This is a genomic window from Wolbachia endosymbiont (group A) of Lasioglossum morio (assembly GCF_947250585.1).
Taxonomy (GTDB): Bacteria; Pseudomonadota; Alphaproteobacteria; order Rickettsiales; family Anaplasmataceae; genus Wolbachia; species Wolbachia pipientis.
Genome location: NZ_OX366327.1, coordinates 617808 through 634955 on the forward strand (window position 1 = coordinate 617808; position 17148 = coordinate 634955).

The following is a 17148-nucleotide window of genomic DNA, read 5'->3' on the forward strand; positions in this document are numbered from 1 at the left end:
AAAGATTATGAATACTTTTAAAGTGCAATTTTTCTCTCCTGATGATCAAATTTCATTCAGTGGAGTGGTTTCTCTTTCAGTAACTGGGCTCGAAGGGGAGCTTATGATTTTAGCTCACCATGCTCCTTACTTAATTTATTTATTGCCTGGTATGATTACTGTTAAAATGAGTAACCAAATAGAAAAGAAGGTTGTAATTGATAGTGGCGTATTAGAAGTTGCAAATAATAATTGTAGCATTATAACAAGTCAAATTCAGGTTTTTGATCGTGCAATTCATGATGAGAAATCGTTTAAAAATAAGAGAATTAGTATATATTTAAGTTATCTTGATGAGAAGTTTCTTTCTTAGTTATTTTAGGCAAAAAGTCAATTATCATTCAAGTGGCTATAAGATTTTTGCTCAGGGGGCTCTTTTTTGTCATCCCAGAAACCCCGGGGTGTCATCCCAGTGTCGGAGTACTTTAGGTGTATGATCCCAGAGTGTGATGGTATGGGACCATACACCTAATCAAATAAAAATTAAAGAAGGAGAGTTGGTTGTAACGGTTGGAGATAACGACTTTGTTTTACCTGGAATTTACGTTGGATAAACTACAAAAAATAACAGGTAAAAATCAACGTAAATTTAAGATAAATCGATTTTATTAGTATTATCAAATCAAAATCTGTTTTTAATTAATCAATAATACTTTTTTACATATTTTCATCCCCTTTCATGGATTTTTTAATTTTATAGATGATATCTAATATTATTAGAAGCATTGTAAAATATCTTATGAGAAAAGTTATAAAATATATTAGCATTATTGGTATTGCATGTTTAGTATTGTTATTTTTTATATCTAATGTGGAAACACGCGTAAAAACACAGGAAGAACAATTATTCCTAGCTGTAGAAGATGGTAATGCACAAGAAGTAAAACTATTACTCAAAAATGGTGCAGACCCAAATTGACCTTACCCAGAAAAAGTAGAGAGAAAGTTAAGACGTTTTTATCATGAGAATAAATTGTGCAGGAATGCAATAGTTATAGCCTTTCTTATAATAGTCCGAATGCGATAAGATATGTGTTTATGGCTATAGCAGGCCAGTAGCATATTACGGTCTGTTCGGATTATTGTAAAAAGAGCTATAATAGTAGAATGTCTACGTTATTTGTTACAAAAGATTTCTATGTATTCAAATATGGCAGTTCTGGTTTGTTGAGCGAGAAGTATCAATAAGCAGCTCCCTTTTAAGTGAACTTTTCTGCAACAGAGTTATCGTAACAACAGCCCTTATGGCTCATGCTGGAAATGATGTTTTTTGTATTCAATAGAAATTGGTAATTTTGAGAGGTATACTGTGACCCTTGATCGCTATGTAACAGCAGATTTTTATCGGGTTTGCGTTTATCAACGGCCATCAATAAAGAATCTATAACTAATTATCATGTTACTCATTAACCACCATGCGTGAATATAGGTCAATTATTGCCGCCAACAACCTTCTTTAGTTTTTATGTAGGTAATCCCAAACTTTATTTGGCTGATCAGTAGTAAAATTTTGATCCAATGTGTTCGGAGCCACAACTCGGTTGCTTATTTGCTGTTTTTTATTTTTGAACCTTCGTCTAAGCTTGGTTTTAATGCCATTTTCTTGCATAACACTTTGTACTGTTTTAATTTTTGCCTAAAGCTTTTAATTCAGCGTGAATTTTAGGGGCTCCATATCTGCATTTAGAAGCTTGATGTATTTTTTGAATATCTGCTAGAAGCCCTTCTTTTGCTAATTCTTTACTGCTTTTTTCCTTAGCAACCCATACCACCAGTACAAAACCCTACATAGTTCCTGTGTTTTATAGCAATTTCTATATAAAAGAATACTTTACTCTTTTTCTTTGCCCAGGGCTTTTTTTAAGATGTCTCTTTCTCTTGTTAGTTCTTTTTTTAGATCAAATCTTTCTTTGTTATAAGGAGCCTTTGCCTGGAAATGCGTATGCTCCAGACATTTTTCCATCATATTTTCTTACTTAACATACTGCCATCTATACCTAGATCTTTTGCTATTTTTGTACTTGCTTGACCTGTTTCTTTAACCAGCTTAACAGCTTCTAATTTGAATTCTGCTGTATATTCTCTTCTATTTGTCATATTTTGAAAAAACGTTTTATTTTACTCCAAAAACGTCTTAACTTTCTCTCTACTTTTTCTGGGTAAGGTCACTACTTGGATGACAGATAGTAGTGCGAAAGTCTCTTACAACTTACTTTTAATTAGTCTAACCCATGCGTGCCAATCCCTCTCACCAAGATTGCTTTCAAAAGATAGGAGATCCTTTACAGCTTTTGAGCAAATTTCTTCACTTGGAATTGATAACTCCTTATTCATTGCTAACGTTAAACATTGAGTTTTGCACGCTTGTTCTAAATGATACGAGTAAAACATTGCTTCTTGTATAGTCCGACCACACGTTATAGATCCATGATTACGCATTAACATGACAAAATTTTCTTTCAGATCAGCTATTAACCTCTTTCCTTCTGTATCGCTAAGTGCTAGGGAATTATAATTATGGTAAGAGATTTTATTGTAAAAGTGCAGTGCCCATTGACTTATAGGAAGCAGCCCATCTTTGAGAGAAGAAACTGCTACAATAGAAGGTGTATGCAAGTGAAAAATTGCTTGAATATCTTTCCTTGCTTGATAAACAAAACCATGAATTATATAGCCAGTTCTATTATATTGATATTCTTTGCCTTCAATTACATTCCCATCAAATGATACTTTCATTAACGAACGTTCATCTACTTCATCAAAACGCATACCAAACGGATAAATATAAAACGACTTTTGATCTTCAGAACGCACTGAAAGGTGAGTATATGTATGATCATCGAACTTAAGGTAGGACAAAATCTGATAGGCATAGACTAGATCCCTTTTTACTCTGCTCTTTGTTAACAACACAATCCTCTGTTAGAATCTTCTGAAGGTTTATACGCGAAAAGAGACTTGTAGTAAACTAATAAGTCTATGCCACTCTGTCTTGCTTTCTGAATACCAAACACTTTTGTGTTGTAGCTTGCTTAAAAATAGTTATCGTTATTATAGAGTTTATATACAGAATTTATGTTTTTAAATTACATAATATCTTAACTACAAAAATAATTTTCTATATAATATTTCATATGTTTTAAAGCTTCATTTTTATGTTATTATAAATGTAAGTTTCAAGATTGAAAATAATATGGTAAATATTAACACAAAAAAACAGCCAGCAGGATTTTTCATATATCTCTCTGGTCTTTCGGGAAGTGGTAAACTTTCCACAGCAATAGAATTATCTAATATGATAAACGCATTAATTGTAAATAGTAAGTTCTATAACAATGTTCAAGCTTGCTCTATATACGATGGTGTCTTTGAACGTGATCAAATACCTAAAGAAGTTCAAGATAGAATATATGGCATTATGCAAATTATGCTTCAGGTAATAGAAAATTATCCGATTCACTCAAAAAATTACATATTTATTGATGAGTTGATGGAAAATAATGACCAGAACATGAGGATGTATGATTCAATAGTAAGGCTTAGTAAAAAAATGAACACAGAAATCCTTCCTGTGGTACTTAGGTGTGATCTACCGACATTACAAAAGCGTATTGCATTAAAAAGGCAAAGAAAAAATAGGAAGGTGATTAATCTAAATAGCATTGTAGAGAAATTTAGGACTGACGATTTATTTATACCACCAAGTGCCATAGAGATAGAAAATTCAGATATGAGTATAAAAGAAGTAGCTCAAGAGATAGTAAACCAGATGCACAAGCTTAGTAACATTGCATGTACGCGAAAGAATAGTCTATAATGATTTCATATACTGAGGCTCATTTAAATATAGAGCTTCAACTTCATTTAATTTTTGCTTGTTCTCTAATCTATAACGGACTAATAGCCCTGCATGGCTAGCATTTAAATTGCAATCCATATGTGTACTGCTTGTAGCGTGACACTGGGATCCAGGTGCAGATAGTGGCAATAAATTGAAATCAAATAACTGCGTATAAAACCCTTGAGCATTTTTGACTATAGCTCTGATATTTTTTTTGTTATTCGTACAAAGCAAAGATATTGCGTAGGCTTGAACTTCCAGCGCACTAACTCCGTATAATGGCTTATTTGTAGCAAGATTTATACCTTGTGCAGCTGATATACCAACTCTAATTCCAGTGAAACTTCCTGGTCCAACTACTACCACTAAATGATCTATTTTATCATAATTATAGTTGTGCTTATCAAACAAAGTATTCAGAATTTGAAAAAATGATTCTGCATGATTGTTGCTGGCGGAATTGTGCTCTACAAAACAGTTACCATCATAATCAACTATTGCTATTGAACTACCAATACCTACAGTATCAATCGCTAAAATAGACATTACTTAAGCTTATCATAGAGTTTTGTAAACATTATAGCAAAGGCACCATTACCCATAACGTTTGCTGAAGTGATTATTGGATCAAACACTATATACAGTGCTGTGATTAACGAAAGCATTTCTGGAGAAAATTTGAGGTATTTCTCAAGAATAGGTAGCATTACCATAATTCCTCCTGCCGGAACTGCCACGATAGCAAACTTAAATAACAAAAAATAGAGAAGGAAAGTTACATAGTCTGTTGTGCACAATGAATAACCGGAGGCAATTATCATTGATAATATTATAATAAAAAAGCAATCACCTACTAAATGAAAGCTAGCAGTTATTGGCACAACAGACGATGCTATGTCAGGTTGCTTTACATTTTTTTTGCTTCCTTCAAGAGTAAGCGGCATAGTTGCATTACTAGACATTGTGCTCATTGCAGTAATAAATGCCTGTATCATATTGCCTATACTAGCTATCCAGCTTGTGATCTTGAATGAATTTGCTGCTCCATATAAGAGGAAAACATAAAGGTAGGTTGCAGATGCTATAATAATGAAAATTATTGAGTAATCCTTAAATATTATAGATAAAACTTGATCATGCTGCATTTTTAAAGCAAGCCCAAGTACAAATATTGGAATAATCGGCGTCAAAAACGTCTTCAAAATAAAGAGAGTTAAATCTAACATTTTGTTCGAAAGCTCTCTGCTTTTTTTGGGTAGCAGTGTGGACACTACTATGCTGGACACAAATCCACAAGCAAGGGCATAAAAATTAGAAAGCAATGCAGGCAGTCTAAACGACCATAAGGGAACAATTGTTTCTTCATACGTTATATCTTGTATTGAATAAGTGTTTTGTATGATAAAATGCCCAACAGAATAAGCTATTAAACTTGAAGCCAGATTCGATAAGAAGATCATTATAATAAGTAACAATATGAACTTTATAGCTGACTGCTTAAGATTGTTAACACTGCTAAAGATTAACGCAAAAATAATAAAAGGCATTATAAATAGCAAAACCTCTTTTATACTAAGGCTCGTTGAGTACAAGAAGGTTTTTACTTCCATTGGAACTAAATGACCAAAGAATGCAGCTGAAGTGATGACCGTGAGTAAGATTAATAGTTGTAGCACGTTCTTATATACCAATGTCCTATGGACATATATATGGTAAGTTAGTTGTTAAGTAAAGCAAAACTGTCTAAACTGCACAGCAAATGGTGTAATGAAAGTGGAATGACAAAAAAGAGTGAAATTAGCATTCACTTATTATTCGTGTCATTTTCAGTAAAAGCTTCTTCCCACGTGCCTTGAGTTGCTGCGCGGCTATACTCTGTTACTCTATTTTCAAAGAAATTCGTATGTTCAACGCCATTTAGTATTTCATCAAGCCACGGAATAGGATTATCATTGACATCATATATGGACTCAAGACCTAATTGCATTAACCGTCTGTTTGCTACGTAGCGTATGTAATTGCGCACTTCTTCTGCGGATAGTCCTTCAACATCTCCTAAATCAAAGGCAAGCTTTATGAATTCGTCCTCAAGTTCAACGATGGTGCGACATGCAGAATATAATTCCTCTTTAAACTCGTTGTCCCAAATTTCATTATTCTCTTTAATAAATGTATTAAATAACATGATAATTGAATTGGTGTGCAAAGTTTCATCACGGGCTGACCAGGCAATTATTTGTCCCATGCCTTTCATTTTTCCAAAGCGTTGAAAATTGAGCAAAATTGCAAATGATGCGAATAACTGCAACCCCTCGGTAAATGCACCAAACACCGCTAGAGTTTTAGCTACATGTTTTTTATCGTGTTTTTTGCTTTCCTCGAATTCTAACATGTATTCATACTTCTTTCTCATAGCATCATACTTTAAGAATGCTTGATACTCGCTTTCTGGCATGCCAATTGTGTCTAAAAGATAAGAATAAGCTGCAATGTGTATAGTTTCCATATTGGAAAAGCTTGCAAGCATCATGCATATTTCCGTTGGCTTAAATATATTTGAATAATGCCTCATGTAGCAGTTATTTACTTCAATGTCTGCCTGAGTAAAAAATCTAAAGATCTGGGTTAGTAGATTTTTTTCTACACTTGAAAGTTTAGTTTTCCAATCCTTTACGTCATCAGCAAGCGGAACTTCCTCAGGTATCCAATGGATTCTTTGTTGCTGCAGCCACGCATCATACGCCCAAGGGTAATTAAAAGGTTTGTATATTGGATCTGCTTCTAACAATGACATAAGACACCTATTATTTTCTAAAGTAAATATTATATTAAGTGATATTGAGAATCAGTCAATTTAACTTTTTTGAAATTTGACGGCAGATAATTTATTAGTGTATTATAGCTTCAAGTAATTTATCAACAGAAATGCGAGTATTAATATCTTTTATTTTATTATTTACAGTGAGCTGCACTCACACTATTCACAATCACGGAGCTCCTGGCATTAGTGTTGAATTGTGGAGCAAGATAAAAGTAGGTGACGATAAAGAAAAAGTGGTTCACACTTTAGGATCACCAACATTAGTATCAAAGTTCGATGACAATGTTTGGTACTATGTCTCATATAAAATTAAACAAGCCAATTTTTTAGGAAAAAGGAAGTATAGTAGTAAGTCTCTGCAAATTTCATTCGACCAGGACGGTAAAGTTGAAGATACAAAAGAAACTGACATCTTAGAGAGATCTTTGGCTGTTTCTGATTGAAAGTTTGCTCAGATCTTCCTACGTCATACCGCGGTTCATTCCATAACTGTACGAACATTGCGATTTGGGCCTACCAGAAGGGTGTCATGAAAGTAGCTGACACTAGTTCCTTTATGACGGCAGTGCCCAGACTACTTGGATCCAGGAAACTTAATTGCAAGTAATGCATTGGGTTTGGTAAGTATGGGTTTTGCGTTATAGAATGAAGCACTTTTGGTGAATTTGTAAAGAAAACTGGATCCCAGTGTCAAGCACTGGGATGACACCATTTGTTGTAAACTCACTTTTACTCTATGGTTATACTACCTTGCTGCTATCCTGAACGGATACAGTGGGCTTATTAAATTATAGAATTACTTTAGCTATAGAATAAAATCTAGTGTTACTTCACGCCAAATGTGGTGGTGCTGAGTAGGCAAGCCGGTCAATGGGCTACATTTATATACTGCACGCATTGCGTTATCTGCTATCGACCTGAAAAGTGGATTATTTCGATAGGAATCACTGTCTGCTACATCCGCCATAATTATCTCGCCTTGACTGGATAACAATAAGTTAATTTTTATATTAAAATTTTCTTTGTAAGCTATGCTTTCAGGAATGCTCCAGCATTTTGTGAGCTTGTCTCTTATAGAGTTAATAATTTCTGTTACAACTAATTCATCCTTTTTGCTCTCAACGCTTTTTTCGTTTCCTATTTCATTTTTTGCCCCTCTAACATCCCTTCTTAGTTTTTTCTCTACACTTTTTTTTCTTTTTGGAATTGGAATGAATTCTTTACCCTCGTTAATAATGACTTCTTCTTGCATTTCGATAATTTGCCTCGGTTGTGCTACAACAGTGTGCTCAACTATTTCTTTTTTCCTTTGTGGTATAGGAACAGCTAACGTATCATTCGTTTGGGCTTTTGTTGAAGATAACGAAAAAAGCAAAAAACAACATAAAGACAAAAAAAGAATATAATTCGAATAGAAAAAACGCATATGTTAAGCAGCTTGTTTTACTGGTTTAAAGCTAATATTGCACGTAAAGTCAATATATTTTAGTTGATGGACAAGTTTGAAGTCAATAAGGAATTCCTTCAAAGCTGAAGGCAAGCGAAAGATTGTCTTCTCGACAGACAAAGGAATTGTATAATGGATTAAAAGGAACCGTATGACAAAAATTATAGCAAAAGAATATACAGAATTTTTAGAGCAGTTGAAGGATCATATTGCAACAAACCGTTATAAAGCAGCACTTGCAGTAAATAGTAAGCTTATTTTGCTTTACCACCATATTGGTACAGAGATCCTAAAACGCCAAAATCTGGGGAGCTAAGGTAATTGATCAATTAAGTAAGGATTTGAGAAGTACATTTCCAGAAATGAAAGGCTTTAGCACGAGAAATCTGAAGTATATGCGTAAGTTTGCCGAAGAATATCCTGATGTTGAATTTGTGCAGGGGCCTCTTGCACAATTAACTTGGTATCACAATATCACTCTTTTGGAAAAAATAGAAAGTCATGAAATAAGATTATTTTATGTAAAAAAAGCTATTGAACATGGCTGGTCACGTAACATTATGGTGATGCAGATAGAACTTGGACTACATAAACGTCAAGGAAAAGCAATAACTAATTTTAAAGAAAAATTACCATCTCCACAATCCGATCTAGCACATTACACATTAAAAGATCCGTATATTTTTGATTTTTTAAGTATAGGTAAGGATGCTCATGAAAGAGAAGTAGAAAAAGGACTCGTAGGGCATATGGAAAAATTTCTGTTAGAACTCGGTGAAGGATTTGCATTTGTTGGTAGACAATTTCATTTAGATGTTGGTAATAAAGACTTTTATATTGATTTATTATTCTATCATTTAAAGTTACGTTGCTTCGTAGTGATTGAACTAAAAGATAAGGATTTTAAGCCGGAATATGCTGGTAAAATGAATTTTTATCTTTCTGCAGTTGATGATTTACTGAAGCACTCGACAGATCAACCTTCTATAGGGTTAATCTTATGTAAATCTAAAGACGATGTACTTGCTAAATATACACTCCGAGACATGAACAAGCCAATAGGGCTAGCAGAATATCGAATAACTGAAAATCTACCAGAGAACATAAAAACAGCTTTACCGACGATAGAAGAATTAGAAGCTGAATTATCCAAAATTTCAGACGAGGAAAAGTAATGTTACTAAAATCATTCAAACAATTATAGCTCTTTTTACAATAATCCGAACAGACCGTAATATGCTACTGGCCTGCTATAGCCATAAACACATATCTTATCGCATTCGGACTATTATAAGAAAGGCTATATTTAGCAAACCAAAAGCTCAGTATGAAATGCATCAGGCTCAGGAAGAAGAGTGGCAGCCAATAACTTACTCTCTCATAGCCTTGAAACTTTGGAAGCAAACAGTAACGGAGTAAGTGATTTTTATGGATTACACGCTCTAGGTGCACTATCCTATATATCATACGGTCAATACACTCTAAATGAGATGGAAAGATGAAGGCATCATTATAGCTGCTAAAAAATACGGCGATAAAAACTTAATTCTTTCTCTGTTTACAAAAAATCATGGAAAGCGCAGGGGATTAACTAAGCTAACAAACAATAGCAATTATAAGTTTCAGATAAGTAATCTATTACATGCAGAATGGAGTGCTAAGTTACCTGAAAATCTAGGTTTTTTTAAGTGCGAATTAATCGAATCTCCATTCCATCATTTCTTTCAAGATAGGTTAAAAAGCATTACTATTGTTTCTTTCTCCTCTATTTTAGAAAAAGTGCTTCCAGAAAGTGAACCCTGTGCCATGCTGTATGACAATTTTCGATATTTCATCGATGTAATTAAACACAACAATCAGTCTTGGCAAAGCCATTATCTTAACTTAGAGCTTCTGCTTCTTACGCAATTGGGATTCAAGTTAGACTTATCCAAATGCGCTGTAACAGGTGTTAAGGAAAATCTGCAATTTATTTCTCCAAAAACTGGTAGAGCAGTGTCAAAAAAAGTAGGAGATTATTATGCAGATAAACTCCTACCTTTTCCACAAATGTTGCATGATGTATACAATAATACCCTACAAAACAGCTACTCATTCCAAGAATTTCAGTTAGGACTGAAAGTCACAGGATATTTTTTAAATAAGTATCTATTTTTGCAGTTAAACGTGAAATTTCCAGAGCTGAGAAACCTCATGTTGTCGCTTTAATCTTAGTTATCATTTTTTTGAAATCATTTCAGAAATCTATAGCTAACCCAAGCAACACGTCATACCGCGATTCATTCCATAGCTGTACAAACATTCATTTTTGAAGGTAAATTGCACAGCAAATGGTGTCATTCCAGTGCTTGACACTGGAATCCAGAAATTTTGCTTATAACTGAGCTGATGAGCTAAAGGTAGTTGTCTTACGCTAAAACAAACGTTTTTAATTAAGTTGCATAGAAGCTGGATCCCAGTGTCTGGGCACTGGGATGACATCCCACTGGTGGGAATTGCTCCCAAACTACAACGTTCGTACAGTTGTGCGCGGTATCTCAGCATAGATTCCGCTAACGAGTAGCGGAATGACGGTTGTCGGTAAACTTAAGCCACTTTAGCTATAGCCAGTAACCACTCTATTTCTACCACTGTTTTTTGCTTTATATAAATATTTGTCGGCACGTACTATAAATTTTTTAATATCATCAAAGTCAGATCCTTGCATTTCTGCAATTCCAATGCTCACAGTTACATTATGGGTTGTATTTTTATCCGCAAGTACAAAAGGTTCTTTAGCAATAATTTTTCGTATTCTCTCCGCAATAGTATACGCATCTGATACATTGGTATCTGGCATTACAACAACAAACTCCTCACCACCAAACCTAGCTAGTAAATCTGTCACTCTGATATTTTCAGAAATTCTTTTCTGTATTTGCTTTAAAAGTTCATCTCCAGCACTATGCCCAAAACTGTCATTCACCATCTTAAAATAGTCTATATCAAGTATCATAAGAGACAACCTTCTATCCTTTTCCACAGAGTCCTTAACAATGTTTCTTAAGTGTGCATCAAAATATCTTCTATTATAACAGTTAGTTAATGGGTCCTTTATAGACATTTCCGCATTATTAAATAAATTCATTCTCAAGGCATCTTGATATCTTTTGCGTTTCACTTGCGAATTAACCCTTGCTATTAACTCACCCTCATCCAAAGGTACTGTTAAATAATCATTAGCACCTACATCAAGTGCTTTTACTAAATTGTTTTTATCATAATCCTCAGAAAGAATTAGAATTGGTGTATAACGTGTTTCCACCTTACTACGAAACCCAGAACACAAACGCAAGCCGTCAGTTTTTGAAAACTGCATATCAGAAATGATCAAGTCGTAATTATCCTTAATACCAACCTTTAATGCCTCTATTGGATCACTCAGTATTTTAATTGACCTAAAGCGTTGCTTTAGTACATTATATATTTGCTCTGCTTGATGAACATCCTCATCTACAACAAGTATGTTAGCATCAAAAATCTGATTGGAATAATCCATAATACTGTTTCCTGCTACTCCGCCAATCTCAGCGTTGGTTTCTCCTCTTAAACGCAATTCATCTATAATCATTTTTAAGCGCGTGAGAGACTTAATTCGTGCAGATAAAGCAGTTTCGTTTATTGGTTTAGTCAGAAAATCATCCGCGCCAGCATTAATACCTTGCACTCTATCATGAGTGTCATGCAGTGCAGTTACCATAATTATTGGAATATGGGTTGTCAAGGGATCACTTTTTAGCTCCTTACAAACTTGAAAGCCATTCATCTTTGGCATCATGATATCAAGTAATATAATATCAGGCTGTTGCTTTGCTACTAAATCTATAGCTTCTTCACCATCATGAGCTACGATAACCGTATAGTACTCTGCTTTTAGTCGAGCTTCTAAAAGCTTGACATTAGATAGTACATCATCTACTACCAGAATCTTCGCTGTCATTATCTTTAGATGTATTATCTATATCGTAAGTAGGATAAAGCTTACCATTTTTACCAACTATGTAATTTACTTTCTCAGTATTACACTCTTTATATAAGTCTTCAATTCCGGCATCCTTCAATAACCTTTTGGCTTTTGACTTTGCAATTATAAAATACCTATATATAGTCTTAATAAAATCAATAAATACAGGTACCTTATTTTTATCAAGAACAATTATGCTCACTAAAGCTACAACTAAAATTTCTGAAAGACCTATATTGAACATTTTCCTATGAAGCAAGTACTTTAATCCTTCTGATTATAAATATTAATTTGCTTAAATCAAGTTTAGAAGCAACCATCTCATCTAAAAAACTATTATAACGTTCTATGTAGTCCTTATCATTACAAGCCCAGGTTTGAACCTTATCTTCGGGGTTATCAGTAGCTTTTATGACTTTAACAGCTAGCTTGTGATGGTAATTGCTTAAATCGTCCAATAAATCATTAACTAAGCTGCGATCCCAATAAGAAGAGCGGCTTTTCATCTTGATGGCAATTGTTCTAATCAGATCGAATCTTAACAGCGACTTTAACTCAAAGTATATTTTACCAGCATCAAGAATGGACAAAGATGTCTGTTCAGCAACAGATATAATATCCAGTGCATAAGTAAGAACGCACAGGTCAGCAATTTTTTTTGCTAGATCTTTATCTATATTAAGTTCCACTAAAGAAGTGTATCCATGATTATAGACCTTTAACAGGTGTTCATCTAAAACATCATGGCCTAAAGTTTCAATTGCATCTTTAAATTTTGTAACATCATCCAATTCTACAAAGCTAAGATTTTTTACTAACCAAAACGATACTCTGCCAATAAATTTCTGCACATTTCTCACTATTTGCAAGTATGAGTTAATATCAATTTTTCCATCCAATTCATCAATTTTCTGCCACAGGTTATTTAAATCATATAGGTGGTTAACAACGATATATATGTTAACTGCTTCGTGTACCTTAATTCCAGTATTCTCAACTAAATTATTAATAAATATACAGCCCATCCTATTTACAACATCATTTGCAATGCAAGTGGAGATAATTTCTCTACGAAGTTGGTGTTTTAATATGAAATCCTTAAACTCTGTTAACATCTTTTTAGGAAAATAACCTAGCAAGTAGTCATTAGATATAAGATCTTTTTCAGGCAGATCGGAATGTATAATTTTATTTTTTATTGCTGTTCTAGCATAAGATATTAGAATAGAAAGCTGAGGAGAACTGAAACCTTCTGCACCGGTTAACATCCTTGCTACCTCTTCGTCAGCTGGAAGAAATTCTACGCTTCGGTTTAACAGCCCAGATTTTTCTAAACTGAGCAGTAACCTGTGGTCCTGCTCCAATCTCTCTTTAGCTTGCAAACACTCAAGAAGTAATGCTTTTGTTTCAATTCTGTTGTGGTTCTCAAGCACCTTGGATGCAACTTCATCCACCATACTTGCCAGTATTTCATTCCTTTTTTCTAAAGAAATACCCCCTGCTTTCATAGCTGAAACAAATGCAATCTTAATGTTAACTTCAAGATCCGAACATATCACTCCGGCTGAATTATCAACAAAATCTGCATTGATATATCCACCTCTTTCAGCATATTCTATTCTCCCAAGCTGTGTACAACCAAGATTTCCACCCTCTATAAACATAGAAGCTCTAATATCCTTACCGTTTACTCTTAATTCATCGTTTGCTTTGTCACCGACCATGCTATGACTTTCACTCTTTGCCTTAACAAACGTGCCGATTCCTCCGTTCCATATGAAGTTCACTTCTGCTTTGAGTAGATATCTAATCAAATCACTTGGAGATAACGTATCTTCCGTTATATCAAAGCATTTTTTCATTTCTTGAGAAATGTTTACTTGCTTGCTGCTACGCTCAAATACCCCGCCACCCTGAGAAATCAAATCTTTGTTATAATCCATCCAAGTTGAAAATGGTAACTCAAAGAGACGTTTACGCTCTGTGAAACTCTTTTCTGCATCAGGGTTTGGGTCAACAAAAATATGCATATGGTTAAATGCGCCGATTAAATGTATATTTTTTGAAAGCAGCATACCGTTTCCAAATAGATCGCCAGCCATATCTCCAATCCCAATTACAGTTACATCTTGGTAAATATCCTTATTCATTTTCCAAAAATGCCTCTGTGCTGCAATCCATGCACCTCTTGCTGTGATACCCATCTTTTTGTGGTCATAACCTGCTGATCCACCAGATGCAAATGCATCACCAAGCCAAAAATTATACTCAGAGGCTATTTGGTTGGCATAATCAGAAAATGAAGCAGTGCCTTTATCAGCAGCAACCACGAGATATGGATCATCTTCATCATACCTAATCACATTCTCTGGTGGAATTATTTTACCATCAACCACGTTATCAGTAATATCAAGCATTCCTCTGATAAAACTCTTATAGCATTCAACACCTTTCTCTCTTAAAGTATCTTTGTCTTTATAAACTTGCTTAATTACAAACCCACCCTTTGCGCCAACAGGGACAATAACCGCATTTTTTGTCATCTGAGCTTTCATGAGCCCCAAAACTTCAGTGCGAAAATCTTCCGTCCTATCCGACCACCTTAAGCCACCACGGGCTAATTTCCCTCCTCTTAGATGTATTCCCTCAAAAAGGTTTGAATAAATATACAATTCACGATACGGACGAGGATCAGGTAAACCATTTATTTTACTTGAGTCAAATTTTGTAGATAAATATGGTTTATCGTCTTGATAATAACTGGTCCTTAAAATAGCCATTATCAAGTTAAATATCGAGCGCAAAACGTAATCATGTGAAACATTGCTGATCTCTTTTAGAAGTTCCTCAATTTTTTCTCTGACAATGTCCGTAGTTTCTGCTCTATCAATGTCTATGTTAGGATCAAATCTTGCATGAAATAGTTGTATCAAATACTTTACTATTTTTGGATGCTCTGAGACTACCTTTTGAATATATTCTGGATTATAGTTAAATGACGTCTGCTTTAGATAAGCACTTAACGCTCTAACCAGAAGCACTTCCTTCCACTCCAGCCCAGCAATAATGACCAAACTGTTGAAATAATCATTTTTAATTTCCTTTCTAAACACTTTCGCAAGTGTTATTTCAAATTGCTCTTTTAGAGTAATGTTGTCTATTAATTCATCAACTCTTGACAACACAAAATGGTGTATCCATATTCCGCCGTTGATTTTTATGTAATAACCATTATGAGATAGAATCTTAGCTCCCAAATTCTTAGTAATTCTTAATATCTTCGATAATTCAAGACCTCCATTGCTCGAAGTGTAAACCTTTAATTGATAATTAAGATTGTCACGAGTAAGTCTTAAATCGACCTCGCTAACTTCTTTTTTCCTCACTATCTCCAATTTTTTCATATCGTAATATGCGTCATGAGGTTCGAAACTCTCTTGATAGCTTATTGGAAATGCCTTGCAATAACGGATGAATATATCCTCAACAGTGCTAAAAGTATTATATAAATTGTCTATAAAACGATCTTCCCATTTTTCCGTAATGTTCCTTAATTTGTTTTCGATACGCAAAACTTCATCATCAGGAACACTAGCGTTTTTAGCCTTTAGCACCACGTGCAATTTCATTAAGTCATATTCGTTTATAATGTGGTGGTTATAAATATCTGAACTTTCTGCATTTATCTCATCCTTCAATATATTGCTTATCTTGAGCATTAGCCTGGAGCTAGCATAACGCATCGGTATCAGCACTATACAACTAGTAAACGCTCCCTTACTTCTTAAGCATAACTTGACTCTTGGTCTTATTGCAAGGGACATAATAGAAGTACAAATTTGAAATAATTCTTCCTCATTAGACTGGAACAATTCATCACATGAGAATACTTGTAAAATATAAATTAGAGCTTTGTTATTGTGGCCCCCGGTTACAAACCCTGCATTTTTTTCTATAACTTTAACTTTATCTCTTATTATTGGAATAGTTCTAATATCTTGGACCTCCGCTACAGAAGTAAATAGCCCGAAAAAACGCCGTTCCTTTACTACATTACCCTGGTCATCAAATTCTTTTACTCCTATACAATTCATGTATGTACGCCGATGGACTATTGAGATTAGATCTGATCTCAATATGTATGGGGAATCAAGGTTTGCAGAAGGAATCAACGTACTTTGACCTACTCTCATCAGGCCAAGGTCCTTTTTGCTATCACAGACGAGTTTTTCATCTTTACCAGCAATATATTCTTGATAACCTAGAAATACGAAGTTATTATTCTTTAACCAAACTAGAAAATCTTTTTGCTCTTGATTTCGGTCTGGTGTCATTCCAGTGCGTGACACTGGAATCCACGTGTCCTTTTCCTGGATCCCAGTATCAAGTACTGGGATGACAGAAAGACTTGCCTCATCAAGTTTCTTAAGCATTAAGTGCCAATCTTTCACAACACAATTAACTGCTTTCAGCGTTTTTTGTAGAGATTCTTTTAATGTATCAACAAAACTGTCACTTATACCTTTGATAATTACATATATAACTGACTCTTTTATTCCATTACTTTCTTCCAAAGGGTAAATCTCATCTATTAGGCCATCTTTTCTTTTAATGTTAATTATGCTGTTGCTGTAATAGCATATGGTTAAATCGTGCGACTTAATAGTTGTAATAACGGAGTCAACCAAAAATGGCATATCATCGTTTGTTATCTTAATCGTGGTAAAATCGCCTTCTATTCCTGGTATATCATCTATATTACTTACTACTAACTTACTTTCATCTTTCTCTTTTTGAGAAACAAAATTGTAAGCATCGTTTACAATATATAGCAAAAACTTATCATTGGCTTTTAGGTCGCTTTTATAAACAAAACTATAAAAATACTTAATAAATTTTTTAATTTTTTCTTTATCTTGCTGATTTTCTTGATCAGCTAACTTAAATAAAGACTCAGTGTCAACATTATGATCTATACACATTTTTTTTAACAAAAA

At 34.2% G+C, this 17148-nt stretch carries 15 protein-coding genes and 2 pseudogenes; 6 read left to right on the top strand and 11 right to left on the bottom strand.

All coding sequences use genetic code 11. The annotated features are described in order from the left end of the window. Positions 1 to 7: 7 nt before the first annotated feature. On the top strand, positions 8 to 352 hold the full coding sequence (locus OOK89_RS03070; protein ID WP_015588865.1) for a F0F1 ATP synthase subunit epsilon: 345 nt from the start codon (positions 8 to 10) through the stop codon (positions 350 to 352). Positions 353 to 778: 426 nt separating this feature from the next. Beyond that, positions 779 to 958, top strand: a complete 180-nt coding sequence (locus tag OOK89_RS03075; RefSeq protein ID WP_223823054.1) for an ankyrin repeat domain-containing protein — start codon at positions 779 to 781, stop codon at positions 956 to 958. Positions 959 to 1155: 197 nt separating this feature from the next. On the opposite strand, the pseudogene OOK89_RS06620 reads toward OOK89_RS03075, so the two are convergent. Together OOK89_RS06620 and OOK89_RS03095 are read right to left on the bottom strand one after the other, a co-directional pair. After that, positions 1156 to 2136, bottom strand: a pseudogene (locus OOK89_RS06620) (IS3 family transposase). Positions 2137 to 2241: 105 nt separating this feature from the next. Next, positions 2242 to 2952 (bottom strand): class II aldolase/adducin family protein, encoded by a 711-nt coding sequence (locus OOK89_RS03095; protein ID WP_264719283.1) that lies wholly within the window; start codon positions 2950 to 2952, stop codon positions 2242 to 2244. A 280-nt stretch (positions 2953 to 3232) separates the two neighbouring features. Between OOK89_RS03095 and OOK89_RS03100 the strand changes: the two genes are divergently transcribed. Next, positions 3233 to 3856, top strand: a complete 624-nt coding sequence (locus OOK89_RS03100; protein ID WP_010082279.1) for a DEAD/DEAH box helicase family protein — start codon at positions 3233 to 3235, stop codon at positions 3854 to 3856. On the opposite strand, the gene tsaB is transcribed toward OOK89_RS03100, so the two are convergent. The 3 genes from tsaB to OOK89_RS03115 all read right to left on the bottom strand — a co-directional run bounded on the left by tsaB (position 3851) and on the right by OOK89_RS03115 (position 6674). Next, entirely contained in the window at positions 3851 to 4426 is a 576-nt protein-coding gene (gene tsaB / locus OOK89_RS03105; protein ID WP_010962437.1) for a tRNA (adenosine(37)-N6)-threonylcarbamoyltransferase complex dimerization subunit type 1 TsaB, read from the bottom strand. The two genes, OOK89_RS03100 and tsaB, sit on opposite strands and share 6 nt — an antisense overlap. Beyond that, a complete protein-coding gene (locus OOK89_RS03110) occupies positions 4426 to 5556 on the bottom strand; it encodes a dicarboxylate/amino acid:cation symporter (protein ID WP_264719310.1) in 1131 nt (376 codons plus the stop codon). Before OOK89_RS03110 ends, tsaB begins: the two co-directional genes overlap by 1 nt. 128 nt (positions 5557 to 5684) lie before the next feature. Beyond that, positions 5685 to 6674: a ribonucleotide-diphosphate reductase subunit beta gene (locus OOK89_RS03115; RefSeq protein ID WP_006280119.1), complete on the bottom strand. Its 990-nt coding sequence runs from the start codon at positions 6672 to 6674 to the stop codon at positions 5685 to 5687. Between the two features lie 131 nt (positions 6675 to 6805). Here OOK89_RS03115 and OOK89_RS03120 point away from each other — a divergent pair, with 131 nt between their 5' ends. Then, entirely contained in the window at positions 6806 to 7144 is a 339-nt protein-coding gene (locus tag OOK89_RS03120; protein WP_006279908.1) for an outer membrane protein assembly factor BamE, read from the top strand. 131 nt (positions 7145 to 7275) lie between these two features. Here OOK89_RS03120 and OOK89_RS06520 read toward each other — a convergent pair whose 3' ends face one another. Continuing rightward, entirely contained in the window at positions 7276 to 7428 is a 153-nt protein-coding gene (locus OOK89_RS06520; protein WP_237357331.1) for a hypothetical protein, read from the bottom strand. A 78-nt stretch (positions 7429 to 7506) separates the two neighbouring features. Then, positions 7507 to 8127, bottom strand: a complete 621-nt coding sequence (locus OOK89_RS03130; RefSeq protein WP_022626225.1) for a hypothetical protein — start codon at positions 8125 to 8127, stop codon at positions 7507 to 7509. Positions 8128 to 8299: 172 nt separating this feature from the next. On the opposite strand from OOK89_RS03130, the pseudogene OOK89_RS03140 reads away from it, so the two are divergent. After that, positions 8300 to 9323: pseudogene (locus OOK89_RS03140) on the top strand (PDDEXK nuclease domain-containing protein). 310 nt (positions 9324 to 9633) lie between these two features. Then, positions 9634 to 10356 (top strand): DNA repair protein RecO, encoded by a 723-nt coding sequence (gene recO, locus OOK89_RS03145; RefSeq protein WP_065094880.1) that lies wholly within the window; start codon positions 9634 to 9636, stop codon positions 10354 to 10356. 42 nt (positions 10357 to 10398) lie between these two features. Here the strand turns inward: recO and OOK89_RS03150 are convergent, their stop codons facing one another. The 4 genes from OOK89_RS03150 to OOK89_RS03165 are packed head-to-tail and all read right to left on the bottom strand — an operon-like array spanning position 10399 to position 17133. Next, positions 10399 to 10692: a hypothetical protein gene (locus OOK89_RS03150; RefSeq protein WP_264339170.1), complete on the bottom strand. Its 294-nt coding sequence runs from the start codon at positions 10690 to 10692 to the stop codon at positions 10399 to 10401. A 52-nt stretch (positions 10693 to 10744) separates the two neighbouring features. Further along, complete coding sequence (locus OOK89_RS03155; RefSeq protein ID WP_264719285.1) at positions 10745 to 12127, bottom strand: PleD family two-component system response regulator; 1383 nt, start codon at positions 12125 to 12127, stop codon at positions 10745 to 10747. Then, the gene (gene tatB / locus OOK89_RS03160) at positions 12099 to 12395 is read right to left on the bottom strand and encodes a Sec-independent protein translocase subunit TatB (RefSeq protein ID WP_151807733.1); all 297 of its coding nucleotides are present in this window, start codon (positions 12393 to 12395) and stop codon (positions 12099 to 12101) included. Before tatB ends, OOK89_RS03155 begins: the two co-directional genes overlap by 29 nt. A gap of 4 nt (positions 12396 to 12399) precedes the next feature. Beyond that, entirely contained in the window at positions 12400 to 17133 is a 4734-nt protein-coding gene (locus OOK89_RS03165) for an NAD-glutamate dehydrogenase (protein WP_264719288.1), read from the bottom strand. Between the last annotated feature and the right edge of the window lie 15 nt (positions 17134 to 17148).

Bases quoted from the DNA above. Each gene is read 5' to 3' on its own strand.
- OOK89_RS03070 (WP_015588865.1), top strand. From the start codon at position 8: ATGAATACTTTTAAAGTGCAATTTTTCTCTCCTGATGATCAAATTTCA.
- OOK89_RS03075 (WP_223823054.1), top strand. From the start codon at position 779: ATGAGAAAAGTTATAAAATATATTAGCATTATTGGTATTGCATGTTTA.
- OOK89_RS03100 (WP_010082279.1), top strand. From the start codon at position 3,233: ATGGTAAATATTAACACAAAAAAACAGCCAGCAGGATTTTTCATATAT.
- tsaB (WP_010962437.1), bottom strand. From the start codon at position 4,426: ATGTCTATTTTAGCGATTGATACTGTAGGTATTGGTAGTTCAATAGCA.
- OOK89_RS03115 (WP_006280119.1), bottom strand. From the start codon at position 6,674: ATGTCATTGTTAGAAGCAGATCCAATATACAAACCTTTTAATTACCCT.
- OOK89_RS03120 (WP_006279908.1), top strand. From the start codon at position 6,806: ATGCGAGTATTAATATCTTTTATTTTATTATTTACAGTGAGCTGCACT.
- OOK89_RS03130 (WP_022626225.1), bottom strand. From the start codon at position 8,127: ATGCGTTTTTTCTATTCGAATTATATTCTTTTTTTGTCTTTATGTTGT.
- recO (WP_065094880.1), top strand. From the start codon at position 9,634: ATGAGATGGAAAGATGAAGGCATCATTATAGCTGCTAAAAAATACGGC.
- OOK89_RS03150 (WP_264339170.1), bottom strand. From the start codon at position 10,692: ATGCTGAGATACCGCGCACAACTGTACGAACGTTGTAGTTTGGGAGCA.
- OOK89_RS03155 (WP_264719285.1), bottom strand. From the start codon at position 12,127: ATGACAGCGAAGATTCTGGTAGTAGATGATGTACTATCTAATGTCAAG.
- tatB (WP_151807733.1), bottom strand. From the start codon at position 12,395: ATGTTCAATATAGGTCTTTCAGAAATTTTAGTTGTAGCTTTAGTGAGC.
- OOK89_RS03165 (WP_264719288.1), bottom strand. From the start codon at position 17,133: ATGTGTATAGATCATAATGTTGACACTGAGTCTTTATTTAAGTTAGCT.